This window comes from Marinomonas epiphytica (assembly GCF_054780655.1).
In genome coordinates this window covers 237,948-257,924 of the sequence record NZ_BAAGVX010000038.1, presented here as the reverse complement: position 1 = coordinate 257,924, position 19,977 = coordinate 237,948, and the positions used below count along the sequence as shown (strand labels likewise).

Here is a 19,977-nt window from a genome sequence, read left to right as displayed (position 1 = left end):
TTAGTGATTGCATGAGGTGGTTTGGCAATCTGAATCGTTCACGATATCGCCGTGTTCATCATGAACATGATCGTGGCGATGTGCATAGATAGCAATAGATTCATCGGCACCTGGTATGCCAAATAAAGCTTGGTAGGCAGGGTGTCCCGTCACATGTTGCGGAGAACCAGAGCAACAAACGTGCTGGTTAATGCAGACTACTGTATCCGTTTTAGCCATGACCAAATGCAAATCATGGGACACCATGAGAACGCCACAGCCAAGTTCGTTACGAATGCTCTCAATCAAGTTATACAATTCAACCTGACCATTTACATCCACCCCTTGAACGGGTTCATCTAACACCAATAGATTAGGCTTATTGAGTAAAGCCCTAGCTAATAAAACACGCTGAGTCTCGCCTCCAGATAAAAACTGGACTTGCGAATTTAGTAAATGTGCGATTCCTAGTTTTTCCAAGGTTGGGACAATTTGTTTTTTGTCACCACTTCGAACCAAGGCTAAAAAGTGCTTTACGGTTAAAGGCAAGGTTGGGTCAACATGCAACTTTTGTGGCATATAGCCAATTCTTAAACCAGAAGCACGTGTAATTTGGCCTTCACTCGGCATTTGTAAACCAAGCAGCATCCGAATTAAAGTGCTCTTACCACTGCCATTAGGGCCTATAAGGGTAACAATTTCCCCCTCTTTTACCGCCATGTCTATTTGCTCTAACAAGGGTTTCTCATTAAAAGAGACACCCACTTTTTCAAAACTTACTAATGGCTGAGCCATTTTTTATTCTCCAGAAGACGGCTGGCAATCGAGACAAGTGCCATTTAGTTCAATGGTCTCGGATTTTAATCTAAAGCCTTGTTGGCCCGCTTTATTTTCTAACAAAGAGTGAATATCTTGATAGTCAAATTCCATGACATTATGGCAATCATCACAAATCAGAAAATAGCCTTTATGAGGCTTATCAGCATGCATGCAACCAAGGTAGGCGTTCATCGATTCTACTTTATGAATAAGGCCGGCTGATAACAAAAAATCTAATGCTCTATAAACGGTAGGTGGTGCAGAATTGAACCCTTCTTCCGCTAGTTTTGCCAAGAGTTGATACGCCCCTAATGGCTTATGGCTTTCCCATATTAGCTCTAGGGTGCGACGACGCACCTTAGTTAACCTTTGGCCCTGTTCTAAACAAACTGCTTCAGCAGTAGCTAACGCTTGCTCTGCACACATATCGTGATCGTGGTCATGATGTTTCATTAGAAAGCCCTTCCTGCATTGTCAATATAGCTATAGATCATGGAACAGCTAACAAAAATTAACGAGCACGCAGCTGCATAACCAAACCCTTTCGTTAGTTTCTTCTGCCATTGTGGCCGTGCTCGACTCATATTGAGCCCAGCGTCCCTTACGAATACGCTTAAAATGGCAAGCGCTGCAACCGTTATAGCCGTACCCAATGACATAGCAAAAGTTGCCAAGATTCCCCACTGAAAGATATTAGCACTGATAGAAAACAACAAAACCAATACCGCACCGGTACAAGGGCGAATACCAACAGCCAATACCATTGCCCAATAACTACGCTGGGCCACTGTTGTCTCGCTCTTTATATGTTCTTCATGTGTATGAATCACTTTCTTATGGTCATGGTCATGGTCATGAGAACGATGCCCACATACATGAGCCGAGTCATGAGAATGTGAGTGGTCATGGGAGTGATCATGACCACAACTAGACTTGCCTCTAATTAAGCGCGAAAGAATCCATATTCCCATAGCGCCCACTGCTGCAAAGCTTGCTATCTCAAAAAAACGGGAAATCTGCATAGCCTTACCAGCAATAGAAAATACTTGCGACAAGACTAAAATTAGCGCTATAGCCATTATGCCCTGAGCCATTGCACACACAAAAGACAAAACAACGCCTTGTCTTATGGGCGCTTTACTTGCCAACATATAGGCAGATATTACAGCTTTTCCATGCCCTGGTCCCGCCGCATGAAAAACACCATAAGCAAAACTAGCGGTCATCAAACTCCATAAAACAACAGGGCTAGCTTCACGGCTTAAATCGCGTACCAAGGTTACCAGTTCGCGATGCAAAACAGCCTGCTGAGAAAGCACCCACTGAATAAAAGACTGATAGCTAATGCTATCTGACGCCCATACGGATGAGGCAACAAGCAATCCAATGAAGCTTGTAAAAAGTAACTTTTTAAACATATCTTTTTCCAACAAGTAGATTCATGCACTCACCTTATTTTTTGTTATATTATAACAAAAAATAAGGTGAGTGAAGACAGCTCTAGAATCTAAACAGCATTCATAAGGTCGATTACATCGGCTTTAAAAAGCCCATGACGCCACCCATGAAAATTTGAGCAGCCATAGCCGCTAAGATCAATCCGGTGATTTTAGATAGGATATTCAAGCCCGTTCGGCCTAACACCTTTTCAATAAGAGAAGAGGAATAAAGCAACAGTAATAGTGAACACAATGCAAGCAGTAAACCTACAATTCCTATGATTAACTCCCACCCTTGTAACTCTGCCCCATAAACCAAGATAGTTCCTATCGTCGCTGGGCCAATAATAGTGGGAACCGCTAAAGGTACAACGGATACATCTTCCCGTTCTTCGCTAGGCATACCTACTGCATGATTACGAGTACCGTCCTTAACTAAGCTCAGAGCCGACATAAACAGTAAGATGCCAGAGCCAATTCGAAAGGAGTCTAGAGTGATTCCTAATACGGCAAATAAACTGCCTCCGAAGAACAGCAGAACTAACGCAATAGCGATAGCCGCAATGATGGCCTTATTGGCAACTTGTTTTCTCGCCGCTGAACTTTCTCCTCTGGTTAATGCCAGAAACATTGATAAAACAAAGAAGGGAGCGAATAAAAAGAAAAATTTTATCCAGGTAGAAATCAACAGACTCATTTAACATTACTCACGTATAAAGATCTATTTAACGCTGGCTAAGCGCTAAACGAACACCAAAGCCAACTAGCAATAGGCCAGTTAAACCATCCAAGACTTGCGCAACTTTTGGTCGCGCCAGCCATACTCTTGCCCTGTGTACCATCAAGGCTAAAAATGTTTGCCAGATCATGGCAATAATGAAATGCAGACCCGCCATAAATAAAGATTGGACTAAGGCCGAGTGACTTGGGTCGATAAACTGAGGCAAGAAAGCCATATAAAAAATAATTGGCTTGGGATTCAGCACGTTAGAAAACAAACCTTGTCGGAAACTGCCCCAAGCAGAACCACTAACCGGTGTGTTGGCGTCAAAAGTCATCCCTTTTGGTTTACTCGCACTGCGTAGCGCCTGATAGCCTAAATAAACCAAATAGGCAGCCCCTAGCAGTTTAAAAGCTGTAAACAGGCTGGCTGAACTCAACAGGATTACAGATAAGCCCAGCGCAGAAACCGTAGCGTGTGCAAACAGCCCCATGCAGATGCCTAAGCTGGTTAAAAAACCTAAGCGCCAGCCACCTAAAACGGAGTTGCGCATCACAATAATAGTATCGACCCCTGGACTCATGGTCAGTACCAAGATCGCGGCTAAAAAAGAAAACCACTGGAAATGTTCTAACATGGAGTCACTCCAATCTTCTATGAAAATTCAGCACTAGAGCTGACAGCTAATTTGAGACCAAGATTCAATGGAAATTTCTTCCGCTTCTCGTTGGTTCGGTGTACAGGCTTCCGCGAAGCGACCTGATAAACTCAACAAGCCTTGCTCTACTGGAATCATAGCGAAGTAAAGACTGTCATCTCCAAAGGCAAGACTTAACGTTGAACTACGAAGATCCACGTCTTGCGCTAACTCAATATCTAACTTAGCCCATAACATTTGATCATAGATCCCGACGTCGCTAATACTGATACTATCGGGTTTTAACGGCTGCCCATCCAGATCAAGCCAGACAAAATAACCAAACTGATCGAAGCTTTCTAATACCTCAATAACGGCTATTTTTTCTTGTCCTTTAAGCGCCCCATCACCATCTACGTCATACTCAAGAATTAAGCTCGTCGAGGTAAATAGATCAAACGTCCAACGCGCCTGTAAGGAATGAAAGCTAGGTTGATCAAGGTCTAGTTGATACTGAGAATCGATCCACACATGAGGATGCGCGAACGCTTGAGCAGAGAACAATACGCAAAATAAACCAAACAACCTAGCAAGCTTCATAGTTTTACCTTTAAGTCAGGAGTCGAAGTAACTCGCGCTTCCAAAATACGCTGAAACTCTTTTGGATCATGCTGTTGAGCAAGGCGCTCTGGATCATGCTTGGCCGCATGCCACGCTTCCAAACGAGACAACCAAAAACGCAACGCTGCAATTCTTAGCATATGCGGCCATGCTGACACTTCTTGCTCACTTGGGGTACGTTCATTGAGATAAGCGTTAATTAGCGCATGGTATTTGGCCATGTCAATGGCACCTGAGGTACGGTCAGTACACCAATCATTGACCACAATTGCGAGATCGTACATCACCCAAGAATGGCAAGCGTTATAAAAATCGATTATGGCTGACAGACGTTCGCCTTCAAACAAAGTATTGTTAAAAAACAGGTCGCCATGAATAGTCGTTTTAGGGAGGTCCTGATTGACAGCAATAAATTCATCAAACGCTTGAATTTGTGTACGTAGCAACGCCACTTGTTGCGGCTCTAGCTCCTCTACGAGTGCTTCACTCGTTGTATGCCACCAGTCAATTCCTCGATGACTTTCTCTGTGTTGTACAAAGTCTTCACCAGCAATATGTAACTTAGCCAACAGAGCACCCATTTCCAAACAAGTTTTTTCGGTCGTTTTAGCAAGTTCAGCCCCAGCAAAGCAATCCACAAAGATAGCCGGGCGACCATTAACCATACGCAAGCGCTCGCCTTGGCTATCTACCAATGCGGCAGGCACATTAAAACCTTTGTTTCTTAAATGAGCGACCACGTCTAAGAAGTAAGGAACCTCTTCAAATTCAAACTCTTCAAATAGGGTTAGTACATATTTGCCTGTTGTCGTATTAACAAAATAATTCGTATTTTCTACGCCGCCAGAGATGCCTTGAAAGGACTCCAGTTCACCTAGAGAGTAATCCGCCACTAAGGCCCGCATGTCAGAGTCCGAAAGGGAAGTGTAAACAGCCAAATTTGCTACCTATAAATATTGAAAAAGAGTAATTTAAAAGTTCAAAAGCCTATGCTCCACAATAAGCAGGAAAAGGTCAATTCGTTCTATGCAAAAGCGCAATTTATTCCATGAAATCACGTCAAATTTACAAGCATAAGGAGATTCCATTATTAATGAGCATTAAGACTGCAAAAATAATCACAAGCGCTTAGAATAGAGAGCAACTATCGCCGATTCATTTAGAGGTCTTATTTTGGCTACGGATTCATCAACACAAACACCCCCTATGATTCTGGTAGACGGCTCGTCTTACCTTTACCGAGCATTCCACGCAATCCCCCCCATGAGCACCAGCAACGGACACCCTACCAATGCGACCCGTGGTGTCATCAGCATGATCCGCAGCCTCATTAAAACCTACCCGGACTCCCCTATGGTGATCATCTTTGATGCCAAGGGAAAAACCTTCCGCGATGAAATCTACAGTGAGTACAAGGCACAGCGTCCGCCTATGCCAGACGACTTACGTCCACAAATTGAACCCATTCACCGCATGGTAGAAGCCATGGGGCTTCCCTTAGTCATCATTGATGGTGTAGAAGCCGACGACGTGATTGGCACCATTGCCAAGCAAGTCGGGGAAGCGGGTCGCGAAGTGGTGGTATCCACGGGCGATAAAGATATGGCTCAGTTGGTTACCGAGAAAGTCACCCTTGTGAACACCATGAACAATACCGTGATGGACATTCAAGGAGTCAAAGACAAGTTTGGCATTCCACCTGAATTGATCATAGATTACCTAGCCTTAATGGGCGATAAGGTGGATAACATCCCTGGCGTGCCTGGCGTGGGTGAAAAAACTGCCTTAGCTTTGTTGCAAGGCTTAGGCAGCATTCAAGACATCTATCAGCGCCTTGATGACATTGCTGCTTTGGGCTTTCGCGGTTCAAAAACCATGGCTAAAAAAATGGCCGAGCACAAAGAAATGGCCGAGCTTTCGTACACCCTAGCGACTATCAAGTGCGATGTTGAATTACCCTTCAATGCCCTAGAACTCAAAAATGGTGAGGCGGATAAAGAAGTTCTTAAAGAGTGGTTCACCAAGCTGGAGTTCAAAACTTGGTTGGCCGACCTAGACAAAGCACCAAGCGTGGAAACCGCCAGCGACACGGTAGATAACGCCGGACAAGCAGCAGCCCCTGTAGCGGCCAACATCGAGATTGAATACGACACAGTGTTGGATAAAGAAAGCTTTGCTGTTTGGCTAAAAACCATACAAGAAGCTGAACTGGTTGCCTTTGACACCGAAACCACCAGCCTAAACTATATGGCGGCCGAACTGGTTGGGGTGTCATTCTCCGTTACGGCAGGCAAAGCCGCCTACGTGCCTTTTGCCCATGACTATGAAGGTGCACCTGAGCAACTGGATCGTGACTGGGTATTAGCGCAATTAAAACCTTGGCTTGAAGACGACAGTAAAGCAAAAGTCGGCCAACATCTTAAATACGATGCCAATGTATTGAACAACTATGACATTGAGCTTCGCGGCATTGCTTATGACACCATGCTGGAGTCCTATGTTTACAACTCGGTGAGTTCTCGTCATGACATGGATACCCTAGCGAAAAAGTTCTTAAACCACACTTGTGTCAGCTTTGAAGAGTTAGCGGGTAAGGGCAAGAAGCAAAAGACCTTTAACCAAATTGAGCTGGAGCAAGCCGCGTTCTACGCCTCCGAAGATGCCGACATCACTCTAAGATTACACCAAGCCATTTGGCCGCAAGTAGAACAAACGCCTGAACTCGTCAGCATATTCAAAGATATAGAATGTCCGTTAGTACCAGTACTGGCGAAAATGGAACAAACAGGCGCCCTCATCGACCCAGAGTTACTGCATCTTCAAAGCTCAGAGATTGGAGCCAAGCTGCAAGAGCTTGAAATTAAAGCCCATGAACTGGCAGGAGAAAGCTTCAACCTGAGCTCCCCTAAACAGCTACAAGTCATCTTGTTTGAAAAGCAAGGCTTACCTGTCATTAAGAAAACACCAAAAGGTCAGCCTTCCACCGCTGAGCCGATTCTACAAGAGTTGGCGCAGGACTATGAGCTACCACGGTTAATTATGGAACACCGCAGTTTATCTAAGCTCAAGTCGACCTATACAGACAAACTGCCAGAAATGATTCAAACTACTGGACGCATCCATACCTCTTACCATCAGGCCATTACCGCCACAGGTCGTTTGTCATCGACCGATCCAAACTTGCAGAACATTCCGATCCGTACCGCAGAAGGTCGTCGCATTCGCCAAGCGTTCGTTGCACCCAAAGGCTACAAACTGCTGGCTGCGGATTACTCTCAAGTGGAGCTGCGTATCATGGCGCACTTGTCACAAGACAAAGGCTTGCTTGATGCCTTCACCCGCGACGCCGATGTTCACAAGGCCACCGCCGCGGAAGTTTTCGAAGTCAGCTTAGAGGAAGTCACCACAGAGCAGCGTCGCCGCGCTAAAGCCATTAACTTTGGCTTGATCTACGGCATGTCCGCCTTTGGTTTAGCGAAGCAACTGGATATCAGCCGACCAGAAGCCGCGAAATACATCAAACGCTACTTCGAGCGTTACCCAGGCGTACAGCAATACATGGAAAACACCCGTGAAGGCGCGAAAGAAAACGGCTATGTGGAAACCATTTATGGCCGCCGCTTGTACCTGCCAGACATCAAAGCCAGCAACGCCATGATGCGCCAAGCCGCCGAACGCACCGCGATCAACGCACCGATGCAAGGCTCTGCCGCCGACATCATTAAACGCGCCATGATCAAGATGCACAGCTGGCTCGCTGACACCGACCTAGATGTAAAAATGATCCTACAAGTACACGATGAATTGATCTTCGAAGTGGCTGAAAGCGACCTTGAAAGCGCACAAGCGAAAATAGTCGACATCATGCAGAACAGCAGCAAAATAGACGTGCCTTTACTGGTAGAAGCAGGTGTTGGTAACAACTGGGACGAGGCGCATTAAGCGCTCGGACTAAAAGGAGTCAGGTTATTGAGAGACACAGAAAGGCTTTTGAAGAATCAAAAGCCTTTTTTATTCGATGTGACCAATGATCCTGAACATTTTTTTGGACCAATAAAGGAATCTATAATACTCCACATTAAATTGGTCTTGCTTGGTAAACGGTCAGCACTTGTTGATTAGCCATCATCCACTCGGAAGTGTCTTCACATCTTAGTCGGATAATTTGTTCCATAGACTGCATCAAAATAGGTATATCAAACTTTAAAATGGGCTCATGATGAGCAACCCGATTTCGCACTTCTCTAACAAGGCCAATTTGAATTCGAATATGCTCACGCAGTTCGGTTGGAGATAAATTTAAAAAGGCATGATTTGGAAAGGTATTGAAAATATGCTTTGCCCAAATTTGCCCTTGAAACCTCGAAGTAAAGCACTTTTCCCAAAAAACGAATTTAAGCTCAGGTATCACCTTACTTAATCTCTGATGCTTCCTAGCTAACTTTTCTAGATCCTCAAGTGGGCAATATCCATATTTCGCTTTTTTAAGAGAGCGTCGGAAACTTTGAGCCCTATGCCAATGAGGTGAATGGACATTTGCTAGGGCATCACTTACTGCATTGCGTAACGACACTTCAAATATGTGAAAGGGATAAATTAAAGCTGACGACAACTGAGCATTCCAACGATAAAGATCTAATGCGTTGACATTAGAACCAGCAACCTCTCGCTCAAAGGTACTCATTCTGGGTAACGACAGCGTGCTTTTGATACTATCCATGTATGTAAAACCTGTTAGTATTATGATCAATTCAGTATACCCGAAATGGAAAATACAGTTGACGTTTTCGTTTGCGGTATATATATTTATTGAGCGAGCCACGGGACTTGTTTAGCGAAAGCTTTCCCCCGAGGACATATGATAAAGAAGCCTGCATTGAAAAATGTAGGCTTTTTTGTGTCTGCTGGACGCCTCTCATCTAGTAAAGCCTAACTTTTTTTATGTATAAAGGTTCCTAAGCAAATCCTCTACATCAAGTAGCTTTTGAGTAAATTGCTCTTCTATACTGAAAATAGCCCTCTGAAAAAGGAAAAGATGATAATGAGTACCCGATCAAAAAAACAAAAATACTTAGAAGAGCTTGATGCCCTATCAGAAGAGCAGAAAAAAGCAGTTAGTTTATCGATAGATTGCCTTATTGAGAATGAAACAAGCGAAGAAGATATTCCATTAGTTATTACGAGTTATAAAGATTTTGATCGTCGCGAAGTACTCAATGCGATAGAGAATTTTTGTACATTTGCTTACCCCAAAATTGATAAGAACAGATTTGAGCCTTGTATGTTAAAAGTTTCTGGGCAAGATGGTGAAAATGCTTGTATCAGTTTAATCAAAAAATTAAGGAAAGAAGGCTCTACTCTTCTTTATTGGGCTGATAGTCCCTCTTGGATCTCCGCTTTACCTAGTGGTTTATTTCATGTGATTAGCATGGATTTTGATAAGGTGTACCGAGGGTTAAATGAGCAAGCAGCCTCACCGATACCGGCGGATAAAGAATATACCGAAGATACTTTATTAATGGAGCTGTTTGAAAACCTCAATCATTTAATGGAAGGTAATTCGCTTCATTCAGGTATCGCAGATCAAAAATTAATGGAAGAGTGCTTAATAGGTTTGATTCGGCCAATTCCAGCTCCGCGAGGAGAGACCTATAATGAAAAGGTCACTATTTCATCACCTGATTGGCAAAAATTAGCATGTGTAGCAATTCGGCGTTTTCAAGGAAAAGAGTGTGACCAAGGGATGAGCTGGGATATATCAGATCAGGCGTGGAAGAATATCGAGGCGTACACATTTACTGAATGCATGGCAACTTTAGATGGTAGTGGTACTAGAGACTGTTTGATAGGCTTAGTTACTATTGCAAACGTTTCAGATCAACCTTATTTATCAACTGCTTGGATACACCCATTTTACCGAGGAAAAGGGAAAATGAAGCAACTTTGGGAACAAGTTACAGAAGAATACGGTGATGATCTGTACGTTGAGCAGCCAAATACATCTATGGAAGCTTTCTTAAAATCAGTAGGAAGGCTTACTAACTAGGATTCAACGAATCAAAACTCTTTTCCAATTAATCCCAATCAGCATAGTTTGCGTAGCCCAATCTATGCCTCATAAAAAACCTTACCTACCCGAAAAGATTTGCCTCATCTGTCAGCGTCCATTTACGTGGCGTAAGAAGTGGGAGCGTGATTGGCCTCAGGTAAAATATTGTTCTGAGCGTTGTAAACGACAAGGTAAGCATCGAGACCTATAGCTGCATTTCATTTTTTAATTTAAAAAGGTCAAAATCCTTAAGCCGCTTTACTTCTTGTTCCTTAACTTAATCGATTTACCATTTTTCCATTAAATACATCGAGTAATAAAGCGGCATGACGATGTTGGTTTGTTCTAGTTCGGGTGAGCCTTGTGTTCCTGTGAGTTTGAATGTTTTATGTGGTTGGCATTTGGTTATGTAGGATTGAAGCGATTTGGCTCGTGTACGCTTTCCGCTTTTCACTTCTACGGGAATGATTTCCCCTTCTTCATTGGTTAATAAAAACTCTATTTCCGCACGGGCGTCGTTCCATGAATAGCTTGGATCGATTCCTAGTGTGGTAAGTTCTTGCTGTACGAAGTTTTCTGCAATATAGCCTTTGTATTCATAGCTTTGCTGTTTGAGCTCTTGGTACTGGGTGCCGAGCATGTGGTTTAGTAAACCAACATCAAACAGAAAGAGTTTGACTAGGTTGTCTTTTTTGTAAGCGGCGAGTGGTGATCTTGGTCGACCTTCTATTGGGTAGCTGAGTAAAGCAAGGCGACAACGGCTCAACCAATGTATGGCGCTCTCAAACTCACTGTAGCGTGTTTTACGTTCGACAATGTTTTTAAATTTAAAACGTTTAACCGATTCATCCATCACGGCGGATAATTGAGCAGGAATGCTATTAAAGACCGATTCAATAAGTTGTGCATTTACCTTCCCTGAGTATTTACCAAAGTCCCGTCGATAGCCTTCTATTAGGTCTGCTTGTACTTTCGACACTTTTTCAATGCGCGCTAATATGCTGTCATTTTTGTTAGCAAACCAAGTCGCTACAGCTTCTGGCATACCGCCGGTAAAGTAGTAATCGGTCAATTTATCGAAGAGTTTCGAGTGAGCCGCAGGCGAGTTAGTTTGTGCTTCAAAGGCTTTTATTAAGGCTTTTTCTTCAGAGGCGTATAAAAACTCTAAAAAGCTGAGTGGTCGCAGATTATGTTGTTCTACTTTACCAACTGGAAAGCTATTTAATAAGCCAATGTTGGAGCCACTGGCCGCGATGTAATAAGTAGGCGCTTTCTCGGCAAAATATTTGAGTGATGTGACAGCGGATTCACATTCACCGATTTCATCTAAAATGAGCAGATCTGTTTCTGGGTTAAAGGTTTGTCCCGTGATCAGCTCTATGTTCATCAGAATATCATCTGGGTGTAGCGAGCCATTAAAAGCGTCTTTTAAATTAGGCGTTTCCAGAAAATCGATGCGTAGGCTATTTGGAAAAGTCTGGCCGAAGAGCTCTTGTAACAGAAAGGTTTTACCTGTCTGCCTTGCGCCGTCAATGAGTATCGGCTTTCTCGTTGTTTGGCTTTTCCAGTGGATAAGTTTATCGAGTAACGTACGCTTCATTATGGCCTATTTCCAGCGATTGAGATTGAAGAACCTATAAAGAATAACACTTTTATGCGCATTAAAAAGTAAAAAACTACACTTTTATGCGCTTAAAAGTGTAAACCCATTTGGTTTTCAGCATGTTCTTCCTATACCCTAACTTTCATGAACAGCACGACGTCCAGCTTGCTATACTTAACAGCCGTTATTTAATAAGAGACATTACATGGCAAAGCGCAAACAGAGTATGGTCAATAAAGCATGGGCTATCCTGTGGCGTACTTTAGTTGTGTTTACCTTGATTCTCTTGTTGTTCCGCTTTGTCCCCCCCCCAACTACGGCGTTCATGCTGCAAAGTGATTATCCTGTCACTCACCATTGGATCAGTATTGATAAGCTGCCACCACAGGTGCCATTGGCAATTGTTGGTTCCGAAGATCAACGTTTTCCTCAGCACTTTGGTGTCGATTTTGTTGCGATTACTAATGCCCTCAGTCAATACGATGATGGCGAAGGCCTGCGTGGTGCCAGTACAATTACTCAACAAACGGCAAAGAATCTTTTCTTATGGCCGGGGCGAAGTTTTATTCGCAAAGGGTTAGAAGCGGGGTTAGCCATAAGCCTTGAAGCCATTTGGGGCAAAAAACGTATTTTAGAAGTGTATTTAAACGTGGCAGAATTCGGTAAAGGCATTTATGGCATAGAGGCCGCGAGTCAGCATTATTTTGACAAGTCGGCTCGTCATCTAACAGGTAACCAAGCTGCGAGATTAGCTGTGTTATTGCCCAGCCCTCGAACACGTGACCCTAACCGTTTAACACCAAGCCTTCGTCAGAGGGTCGATTGGGTAGAGCGTCAGATGCGACAACTTGGTGGTGATCACCTTACCCCTATACTAGATCATTAGCAGGCTATCATTAACATGCAGCAATAAACCTTAAAAAGGTCCTGCCCCCTTATATAATTATGTTCGCCAGTGAGTTACTCTGGCATTTTTAGCATGGGAGTAAACTCTATGAACTTAAAAGCCCCATTAATTCCCTTGGTGTTAGCATCAACTTTTTCTGCAACCAGTTATGCCGCCAGCTGTGGCAGTTTTTCTATTGCTGACATGAACTGGAACTCTGCCAGTTTAATGGCTCACGTAGACCAATTCATTCTGAATGAAGGTTATGGGTGTGATGCAGAGCTTGTCCCTGGTGACAGTGTGCCGACTGGTTTATCCATGATTGAAAAAGGCCAACCAGATGTTGCTCCTGAGATGTGGACGAATGGTATTAAGGAAGCTCTAGATAAAGGTGTGGCTGAAAAGCGTTTAGTTTATGCCGGAAAGTCTCTTGTTAATGGTGGTGAAGAGGGTTTTTGGGTACCTAAGTACTTAGTAGACAAGTACCCAGAAATGGCGACTATTGAAGGCGTTATTAAGCACGCTGAGGTTTTCACTCACCCTGAAAACGATGATAAGTCTGCCTTTTATAGCTGCCCTGCAGGTTGGACTTGCCAAATTACAGCTGAGCACTTATTTAATGCTCTTGGCCTTGCTAAACACGGCTTCGACATTGTAGACCCAGGCTCTGGTGCGGGTCTGGCTGGTACTATTTCTCGTGCTTACGAACGCCAGCAAGCTTGGCTAGGGTACTACTGGGCACCCACCCCAGTATTAGGCAAATATGACATGGTTAAGGTAGATTTTGGTAGTGGCACGGATGTGGAAGAATTTCGTAACTGCACCACTCAGCCAGACTGCGCATCGCCAAAAGTGACCATGTACCCAGCTGCACCTGTATACACAATCACCACCCAAAGTTTCTCTGAACAAGAGCCAGATGCCTTCGCTTACTTCCAGCAAAGGGGATTTACCAATCAACAGATGAGTACCTTGCTTGCCTGGATAGAAAGTAACCAAGCAGACGGAGAAACGGCTATGTATCACTTTTTAGAAACCTACCCAGACACTTGGAAAGCATGGGTATCTGAAGAAATCGCTCTAAGAATTGAAAACGCACTGGATTAAAAGAACATCCATTTACCTAACCAAGTGCCGAAGGTAACGACATAACGGCACTTGGCTATGGGCATAATAGAAATTCTTTGTTTGCATACCTTATCTACTCTACGCCAAAATACCTTCTTGAACTTTGAGCTATATTTAAAGTCAAAGTAACTTCTATCGCTATCTCTTTGTTGGGAATTCATCTATATGACCATTAACATGCGCCTCATAGCTGGCTTTGGTATCACTCTTTTTATGATGCTTTTGCTAACTATCATCAGTATTCATCGAGTTAACTTTGTTGATGCTACGATTACTCAAATCAATGATGTTAACTCCGTCAAGCAGCGCCATGGCATCAACTTTAGAGGCAGTGTCCATGACAGAGCGATTGCCGTTAGAGATTTAGTACTGGCTCAAAGCACACAAGAGCTCAATGATACGATTGCGCTCATACAATCTTTAGATACCTTCTACCAAGAGTCTGCTTCGCAACTCGACGCCCAACAGAACTCTATGACACAGGAAGAAAAAGCCTTATACAGTAAAATTCAGGTGGTCGAACAGAAAACCCAGCCTTTGATTTCGGATATAATACAAGCTCTACAGAGCCAAAACTCAGCTCGTGCGCAAAGCATCTTGCTCAACGAAGCAAAACCAGCATTTACAGAATGGCTCGCGGCCATTAATGACTTTATTAACCTTGAGGAAATGGCCAACCAAGCCGCCACTGAAGAAACACGAATTGTAACTAGTAGCTTTCAAAACTGGATGATAGGTCTAACTGCCCTTGCGGTGGTTATCGCTTCAAGCGTGGCTTATTTTATCAGCATTAGAATCCGTAATGCTGTGGGTGGTGAGCCTCAAGAGGCAGCTGAGGTCATTGCAGAGATTGCAAAAGGCGATCTACGAGGCGATGTATCATCTTGCTGTGATAATAGCATGATGTCCTCTGTGAAAATCATGCAAAGCCAGCTCGTTGATATAGTAAACAGCATTATCAACTCATCTTCTGAGCTGTCACAACGTTCTACTACCGTGGCTGCAGGGACACAACAATCATTAGTGGCCGCAAAAGCCCAGTTAGAATTAACCAATTCAAGTGTTGATAAGTTAAATGATATGCGCTCCAGCATTCAAAAAATTGCCGAAACAGTCGAGCAGACAGCTAATAACTCTAATTTAGCAGCAGAACTGTCCACTCAAGGCTCACATGCAGTACAGGAAGTTGCAAATGAAATAGAAGAAGTCGCGAACACGGTAAAAAGCACGGTTAGTCAAGTTAATCAATTGCAAGAGCGTACTCAAGACATAGGTAACATCATCAATGTCATTCGTGAAATTGCTGAACAAACTAATTTACTGGCCCTAAATGCCGCTATTGAAGCCGCTCGAGCAGGTGAAACTGGCAGGGGATTTGCGGTTGTTGCAGATGAAGTAAGGCACCTAGCACAACGTACAGGTGAAGCAACAGGTGACATTGAAAGGATGATCACCCAGGTTCAAGAGGATACATTAGCTTCCGTTAAGGCTATGGAAACTACGGTACCACAGGTAGAAAATGGCTTGTCTCTGACTCAAAAAGCGAATCAAATTTTGCTAGACATTCAGCAACAATCTAAGGATTCATTAGAAAAAGTGCTTGAAGTGGCTAACGATACGGGGCAACAAGTCACTATGGTGCAAGACATTAACGATGAAATCCAAGAAGTGGCCAGCATGTCGCAAGAAAGTAGCCAAGCTCTCGCCACTAACTCTGCAGAGACACTCGCGCTACAAGAGCTATCTGAAAAACTTACCAAGGACGTGAACTACTTTAAGGTCTAAGTTGTATTGAACCACTACATATACAGCGCGAGCCCAGCAGCTGTATATGTAGACCTTAAACAAAAATCTTCTGTGAAAGTTTGTAGCATTTTATTGCTTATATGTTGAAGTAACCAATAACCTATCTCTCTCTCATATACACTTATCGTGGTTGCTTAACGATTTTAGTATGAGAGTCTTGTTACCATGTTAAAAATTTTAAGTGGTATTCAGCACCAACAGACCAGAAGATCTTTTGTTTACATTAGCACCTTTATTTTTATATTAGACATTCTGTTGGTGTCATATAATTACTTTTCTGCGAAGAATACTCTTCAAGCAGACCTGCTTGACCACGCCAAAGAGCACGAATCAGCCTTTGAATTAACTGTGCGTATGAGCTACCTTAATATGCACCAACTTGCTAGCTTCATAGGCCACCAAAATAGTTGGAACCGACTCTTTAGTGAGGGTCAAAAAGCAGCTCTTGAAGGCAATAAAGAGGAAGAAGTGCTCGCTCGAAAAGCTTTACTGAAAGAACTGCAGCCCTCTTGGAAAGCGATGGTCGACTCTTATAAGCTTCGTCAGCTACACTACCACTCAGCCCCTCAAAGCGTTACTTTTTTACGTGTACATAGACCAGAAATTCATTCAGACAATTTAGAGAATGTACGTCCTATTGTAGCCTCTGTGAACCAGCATAGATTGCATCAGGATGGTTTTGAAATTGGTAAATACTATAGCGGCTTACGAAGCGTTATTCCGATTTGGTCTCAGAGTCCAAACCGTCAACAAATGCAGCATGTAGGTGCGCTAGAGGTAGGCGCTTCCTTTGAGCAAGTTCTTCCACTTTATGCTGACTCTTATCACATCCACGCGGCCGTATTACTGAATAAGCATAGTGTCGAACAAAAAATCGCTCATCCTAGCTCCTTGCAGCACTTTTCAGAACTTTCCGATGATCGCTTTTACCTTGATGCCGCCTCGTCAGATATTCAGCCTTTGCTGGATAAATTCAGTATAGGAGAAAGCCTTAGAGCCCAACATGCTACCCTCGTACATCACGATACCAAATATTTTAATGTTTTTTACTTTCCACTGTATGATTTCCAAGGCCTAAAAGATAAGCTTGCGCCGGTAGGCGTCGTTGTTTTATGGGAGGACTCCACTGATACCATACAAGCTTTCCATAAAAGCATTGCTGCTAGCATCTTAATTGCTTCTTTTGGCTTTATTCTTGTCGAACTATTTTTGCTTTGGATCATGCGCAGAGAAGGTCGGCTGGCCCTAGCCGAATACAACTCAAAAAAAGATGCTCTTACTGGGCTTTTCAATCGTCGTTACTACGATGACACTCTTTGCAGAGAAATCAGCCGAGCCCGACGCTTACAACAACCTCTGTCGCTCATTCTTTGTGATATTGATTCATTTAAAGAATTCAACGACAACTATGGACACCAGGCGGGAGATCGCTGTTTACAGGAAGTTGCTAATGCGCTAAAACACGAAATCTTGCGTAGTTGCGACATGGTTGCTCGCTATGGAGGTGAAGAATTTGTCATCCTTTTACCTAACACAGACCTAAACTCAGCCATTAAACTTGCCGAATCCATCCGCAAGAAAGTATGGAATATCAAACCCAGCAAAGTGACTGGCGAGACGACACAAAACCGCATTAGCATTTCTATTGGCGTGGCTTGTACAAATGAGCTTTTAAAAGACTCCCTGCTGTTTGAAACAGCTGACCAAAACCTTTACTTAGCAAAAAATTCCGGCCGCAATAGAATTGAACCCAGTCACGTATAGTTCTTGCCGACTCGAATGCTATTAGGCAAACTAAGACAAACACATTTGAGTACCCATACAATATGATAAAGTGCCCTCACTGCCATTCAAAACTTTCATTAACGCTTGCTAAAAAAAGTGCATTTGCCCCTCAAACTTGCCGGCACTGCAACCAGGGTTATGTACTGACAATTAGCTTAGTCCGTATGCTATTGCTTATATTACCCGTTGCACTAAGCCTTGTTATGATCAGGCCTATCAGCCTATATTGGGGGCTCCCTCCAAGCCTATTCATGTTTGGAATTGTTTTGTTGTATGGTTTGTCTTGTTTGACTATAAAAAAGCGGAACATAAGTTAAGGAAGGTGTGGTTAAGTCTTCTGAACTTCCTCAAGTGTCGCTCTAGTAGCCTAGCAGTAATTAACTTGCACATTACAAAATAAACACGCACCATTTCACAAGGTCAACACACATCTAGTACAAAATAACAACAATAAAGCCAATATTATGTAATAATATGTTTCGCATTATTCATTCAATAACAAGTCATTTACATGTTACACCCAAAAAAAACATCTGATCAGCACTTTACCATGCTAGATAGAAAGCTTTTGAGTAGGCTTCTGATCTTAGCTGTTTTTTGCTTTACTGGGGTTTGGCTAATTGATTACACCAGCAATATGGTGGTGACATTTGATGAACTGGCTTACCCTATTTGTATTTGTGCTTTTTCACTCATTTATATTGCATGCAAATTTACAAATACCTCTGAAGAGAAGCTTATTTTCCTTTCTTTTAGCATAGTGGCAGGTTACTTATTATCGTCAAGTATCTGGCAACATTCTCAAGAAAATCAGCTGTTTCCAAATGCAGCCCAATGGCTTGGGCTCAACTACATTATTGCCTACCTTTTTCTTGAGGTGCGCAAGGCCATCATTATTACTATTTCTCTTTATGTCATAACAGTTACTGGTCACTTTGCCGCACTCATTCAACACTTACCATTCATCGATTCTTTTGGAATTACTAGTAATATTGCCATCGCTCATTTTGCTTACATTGTCTTACTATGGACCATTGTCAGACTAAGAACTCAAAATCAACAAGCACATAGCAGAGCAAATACTCTAGAAAGTCTTGCCTATTTAGACCAAACAACTCGTATTCTTAACCGACGTGGTATCGAAAATGTTGTGCTAGAGCTGGGATTAAATGAGCCTCAGCCAAGACAAAAATACGCCATTTTATTGATGGACATTGATCACTTTAAAAAGGTGAACGATCAACATGGCCATCTAGTAGGTGATAAGGTTCTTTCTGAATTTGCGGCTAATATAAGCCGTACAATTGGCCCAGATGATATATTGGGGCGTTGGGGGGGTGAGGAGTTCATCATTATCACACTCAACAAAGATGAACAGCAGATATGGCGACTTGCAGAGAGAATACGCCAGTCTGTTGAGAGTTTCACTATTGAGCCCGTTAGTAAAATCACTGTGAGTATTGGTATTGGCCACTCTAGTGAAGTCATTAAGAAAGGCCCCGTTTCAACTACTGATGTATTCCACATTGCAGACACACATCTTTATATGGCTAAAAGCCTTGGCAGAAACAAAGTACGAGACAGCCGCAATGCCGGAGACCAAACAAAGGCGGAAGCAAGTTAATCGTTCAGCTCTTGCCAATCAATCCATTTCTTACGCAAAGCCAATAAACTTTGCTATTATAGCGGTTTCTCATTAATTCAATTTGATGATCCACAACTTGCTGTGCTTTTTGGGAGAAAAGTATGAATAAAGATCGACCAGTAAATCTGGACCTACAAACGATCAAGCTGCCTATCACTGCAGTCGCTTCTATTTTACATAGGATATCTGCTGTTATTATTTGGGTCGGTCTTGGCATTTTCCTTACCTCTGCTTATTTCTCTCTTGATTCTGAAGCAGGATTTGAGTGTGTTCTGGCTTTCTTTAGTTCACATTTCTTAGGTCAGTTCATTAGTTGGGGCTTATTAACAGCGCTTGGCTACTACGTTTGCGCTACAATCAAACACATCATCCAAGACTTTGGTCATTTCGAAGAATTAGAGTCGGGAAAACAGATATCAACAGCTGTGATCGTATGTGCTGCAATTCTGTGTATTCTTTCTGGAGGTTGGGTATGGCTTTAATGACTTCGAACGGTGTGCGCAGTGGTACTAAAGAGTGGCTTTTCCAAAGAGTTGCTAACGCTTTAATCTGTGTATGGACAATTCTATTTATTATTCAGGTTATTAGCCTTGATGAAGCGAGTTTTGCTAATTGGCAGGCACTTTTTGAGCCTATGCTATGGAAGCTATTCACTTCTCTAACTCTGCTTGTTGTTTGCCTTAACTCGGTTCTGGCTGGGTGGCAAATAGGAACCGATTATATTAAGGTTCCCCAAGTAAACAGTATCTTTATGCTTATTGTGAAGCTAGGTAGCTTCTTATATGCAATAGCAGGCCTATATATCCTTTGGGTTCTGTAAACAGCCTATAGCAGCTGCTTTTAGCGGCTGCTCATTCTT

At 42.9% G+C, this 19,977-nt stretch carries 19 protein-coding genes; 10 read left to right on the top strand and 9 right to left on the bottom strand.

Annotation, left to right across the window (positions count from 1 at the left end; all coding sequences use genetic code 11):
- The 7 genes from znuC to ACYVGZ_RS13575 form a co-directional block, all read right to left on the bottom strand.
- A complete protein-coding gene (znuC, locus tag ACYVGZ_RS13605) occupies positions 1–774 on the bottom strand; it encodes a zinc ABC transporter ATP-binding protein ZnuC (protein WP_460756641.1) in 774 nt (257 codons plus the stop codon).
- A 3-nt stretch (positions 775–777) separates the two neighbouring features.
- Positions 778–1,251, bottom strand: coding sequence for a Fur family transcriptional regulator (locus ACYVGZ_RS13600; RefSeq protein WP_460756638.1), 474 nt, complete (start codon positions 1,249–1,251; stop codon positions 778–780).
- A complete protein-coding gene (locus tag ACYVGZ_RS13595; RefSeq protein ID WP_460756635.1) occupies positions 1,251–2,216 on the bottom strand; it encodes a nickel/cobalt transporter in 966 nt (321 codons plus the stop codon). The genes ACYVGZ_RS13600 and ACYVGZ_RS13595 overlap by 1 nt, the downstream gene beginning before the upstream one ends.
- 112 nt (positions 2,217–2,328) lie before the next feature.
- Positions 2,329–2,934, bottom strand: a complete 606-nt coding sequence (locus tag ACYVGZ_RS13590; RefSeq protein WP_460756633.1) for a MarC family protein — start codon at positions 2,932–2,934, stop codon at positions 2,329–2,331.
- Positions 2,935–2,962: 28 nt separating this feature from the next.
- Positions 2,963–3,595, bottom strand: coding sequence for a LysE family translocator (locus ACYVGZ_RS13585; protein WP_460756630.1), 633 nt, complete (start codon positions 3,593–3,595; stop codon positions 2,963–2,965).
- Between the two features lie 33 nt (positions 3,596–3,628).
- A complete protein-coding gene (locus tag ACYVGZ_RS13580; protein WP_460756627.1) occupies positions 3,629–4,195 on the bottom strand; it encodes a DUF1007 family protein in 567 nt (188 codons plus the stop codon).
- Entirely contained in the window at positions 4,192–5,154 is a 963-nt protein-coding gene (locus ACYVGZ_RS13575; protein WP_460756624.1) for a homoserine kinase, read from the bottom strand. The genes ACYVGZ_RS13580 and ACYVGZ_RS13575 overlap by 4 nt, the downstream gene beginning before the upstream one ends.
- Positions 5,155–5,422: 268 nt before the next feature.
- On the opposite strand from ACYVGZ_RS13575, the gene polA reads away from it, so the two are divergent.
- Positions 5,423–8,158, top strand: coding sequence for a DNA polymerase I (polA, locus tag ACYVGZ_RS13570; RefSeq protein ID WP_460757070.1), 2,736 nt, complete (start codon positions 5,423–5,425; stop codon positions 8,156–8,158).
- 136 nt (positions 8,159–8,294) lie between these two features.
- On the opposite strand, the gene ACYVGZ_RS13565 is transcribed toward polA, so the two are convergent.
- Positions 8,295–8,936, bottom strand: coding sequence for an Abi family protein (locus tag ACYVGZ_RS13565; protein WP_460756621.1), 642 nt, complete (start codon positions 8,934–8,936; stop codon positions 8,295–8,297).
- Positions 8,937–9,257: 321 nt separating this feature from the next.
- On the opposite strand from ACYVGZ_RS13565, the gene ACYVGZ_RS13560 reads away from it, so the two are divergent.
- Positions 9,258–10,262 carry a GNAT family N-acetyltransferase gene (locus tag ACYVGZ_RS13560; protein ID WP_460756619.1) on the top strand — a complete coding sequence of 335 codons (1,005 nt, stop codon included), beginning with the start codon at positions 9,258–9,260 and terminating at the stop codon, positions 10,260–10,262.
- A gap of 64 nt (positions 10,263–10,326) precedes the next feature.
- Positions 10,327–10,476, top strand: coding sequence for a DUF2256 domain-containing protein (locus ACYVGZ_RS13555; protein ID WP_460756616.1), 150 nt, complete (start codon positions 10,327–10,329; stop codon positions 10,474–10,476).
- A 75-nt stretch (positions 10,477–10,551) separates the two neighbouring features.
- Here ACYVGZ_RS13555 and ACYVGZ_RS13550 read toward each other — a convergent pair whose 3' ends face one another.
- The gene (locus ACYVGZ_RS13550; protein ID WP_460756613.1) at positions 10,552–11,865 is read right to left on the bottom strand and encodes an ATP-binding protein; all 1,314 of its coding nucleotides are present in this window, start codon (positions 11,863–11,865) and stop codon (positions 10,552–10,554) included.
- A 208-nt stretch (positions 11,866–12,073) separates the two neighbouring features.
- Here ACYVGZ_RS13550 and mtgA point away from each other — a divergent pair, with 208 nt between their 5' ends.
- From mtgA to sdhD, 7 genes are all read left to right on the top strand, one after another.
- Positions 12,074–12,754, top strand: coding sequence for a monofunctional biosynthetic peptidoglycan transglycosylase (gene mtgA / locus ACYVGZ_RS13545; protein ID WP_460756611.1), 681 nt, complete (start codon positions 12,074–12,076; stop codon positions 12,752–12,754).
- Between the two features lie 108 nt (positions 12,755–12,862).
- Positions 12,863–13,861, top strand: a complete 999-nt coding sequence (locus ACYVGZ_RS13540) for an ABC transporter substrate-binding protein (RefSeq protein WP_460756608.1) — start codon at positions 12,863–12,865, stop codon at positions 13,859–13,861.
- Positions 13,862–14,047: 186 nt separating this feature from the next.
- Entirely contained in the window at positions 14,048–15,667 is a 1,620-nt protein-coding gene (locus ACYVGZ_RS13535) for a methyl-accepting chemotaxis protein (RefSeq protein WP_460756605.1), read from the top strand.
- 186 nt (positions 15,668–15,853) lie between these two features.
- Positions 15,854–17,452, top strand: coding sequence for a sensor domain-containing diguanylate cyclase (locus ACYVGZ_RS13530; RefSeq protein ID WP_460756601.1), 1,599 nt, complete (start codon positions 15,854–15,856; stop codon positions 17,450–17,452).
- A 532-nt stretch (positions 17,453–17,984) separates the two neighbouring features.
- A complete protein-coding gene (locus tag ACYVGZ_RS13525) occupies positions 17,985–19,097 on the top strand; it encodes a GGDEF domain-containing protein (protein WP_460756598.1) in 1,113 nt (370 codons plus the stop codon).
- A 122-nt stretch (positions 19,098–19,219) separates the two neighbouring features.
- The gene (gene sdhC, locus ACYVGZ_RS13520; protein WP_460756596.1) at positions 19,220–19,600 is read left to right on the top strand and encodes a succinate dehydrogenase, cytochrome b556 subunit; all 381 of its coding nucleotides are present in this window, start codon (positions 19,220–19,222) and stop codon (positions 19,598–19,600) included.
- Entirely contained in the window at positions 19,591–19,938 is a 348-nt protein-coding gene (sdhD, locus tag ACYVGZ_RS13515) for a succinate dehydrogenase, hydrophobic membrane anchor protein (protein WP_460756593.1), read from the top strand. Before sdhC ends, sdhD begins: the two co-directional genes overlap by 10 nt.
- The last annotated feature ends 39 nt before the right edge of the window (positions 19,939–19,977 follow it).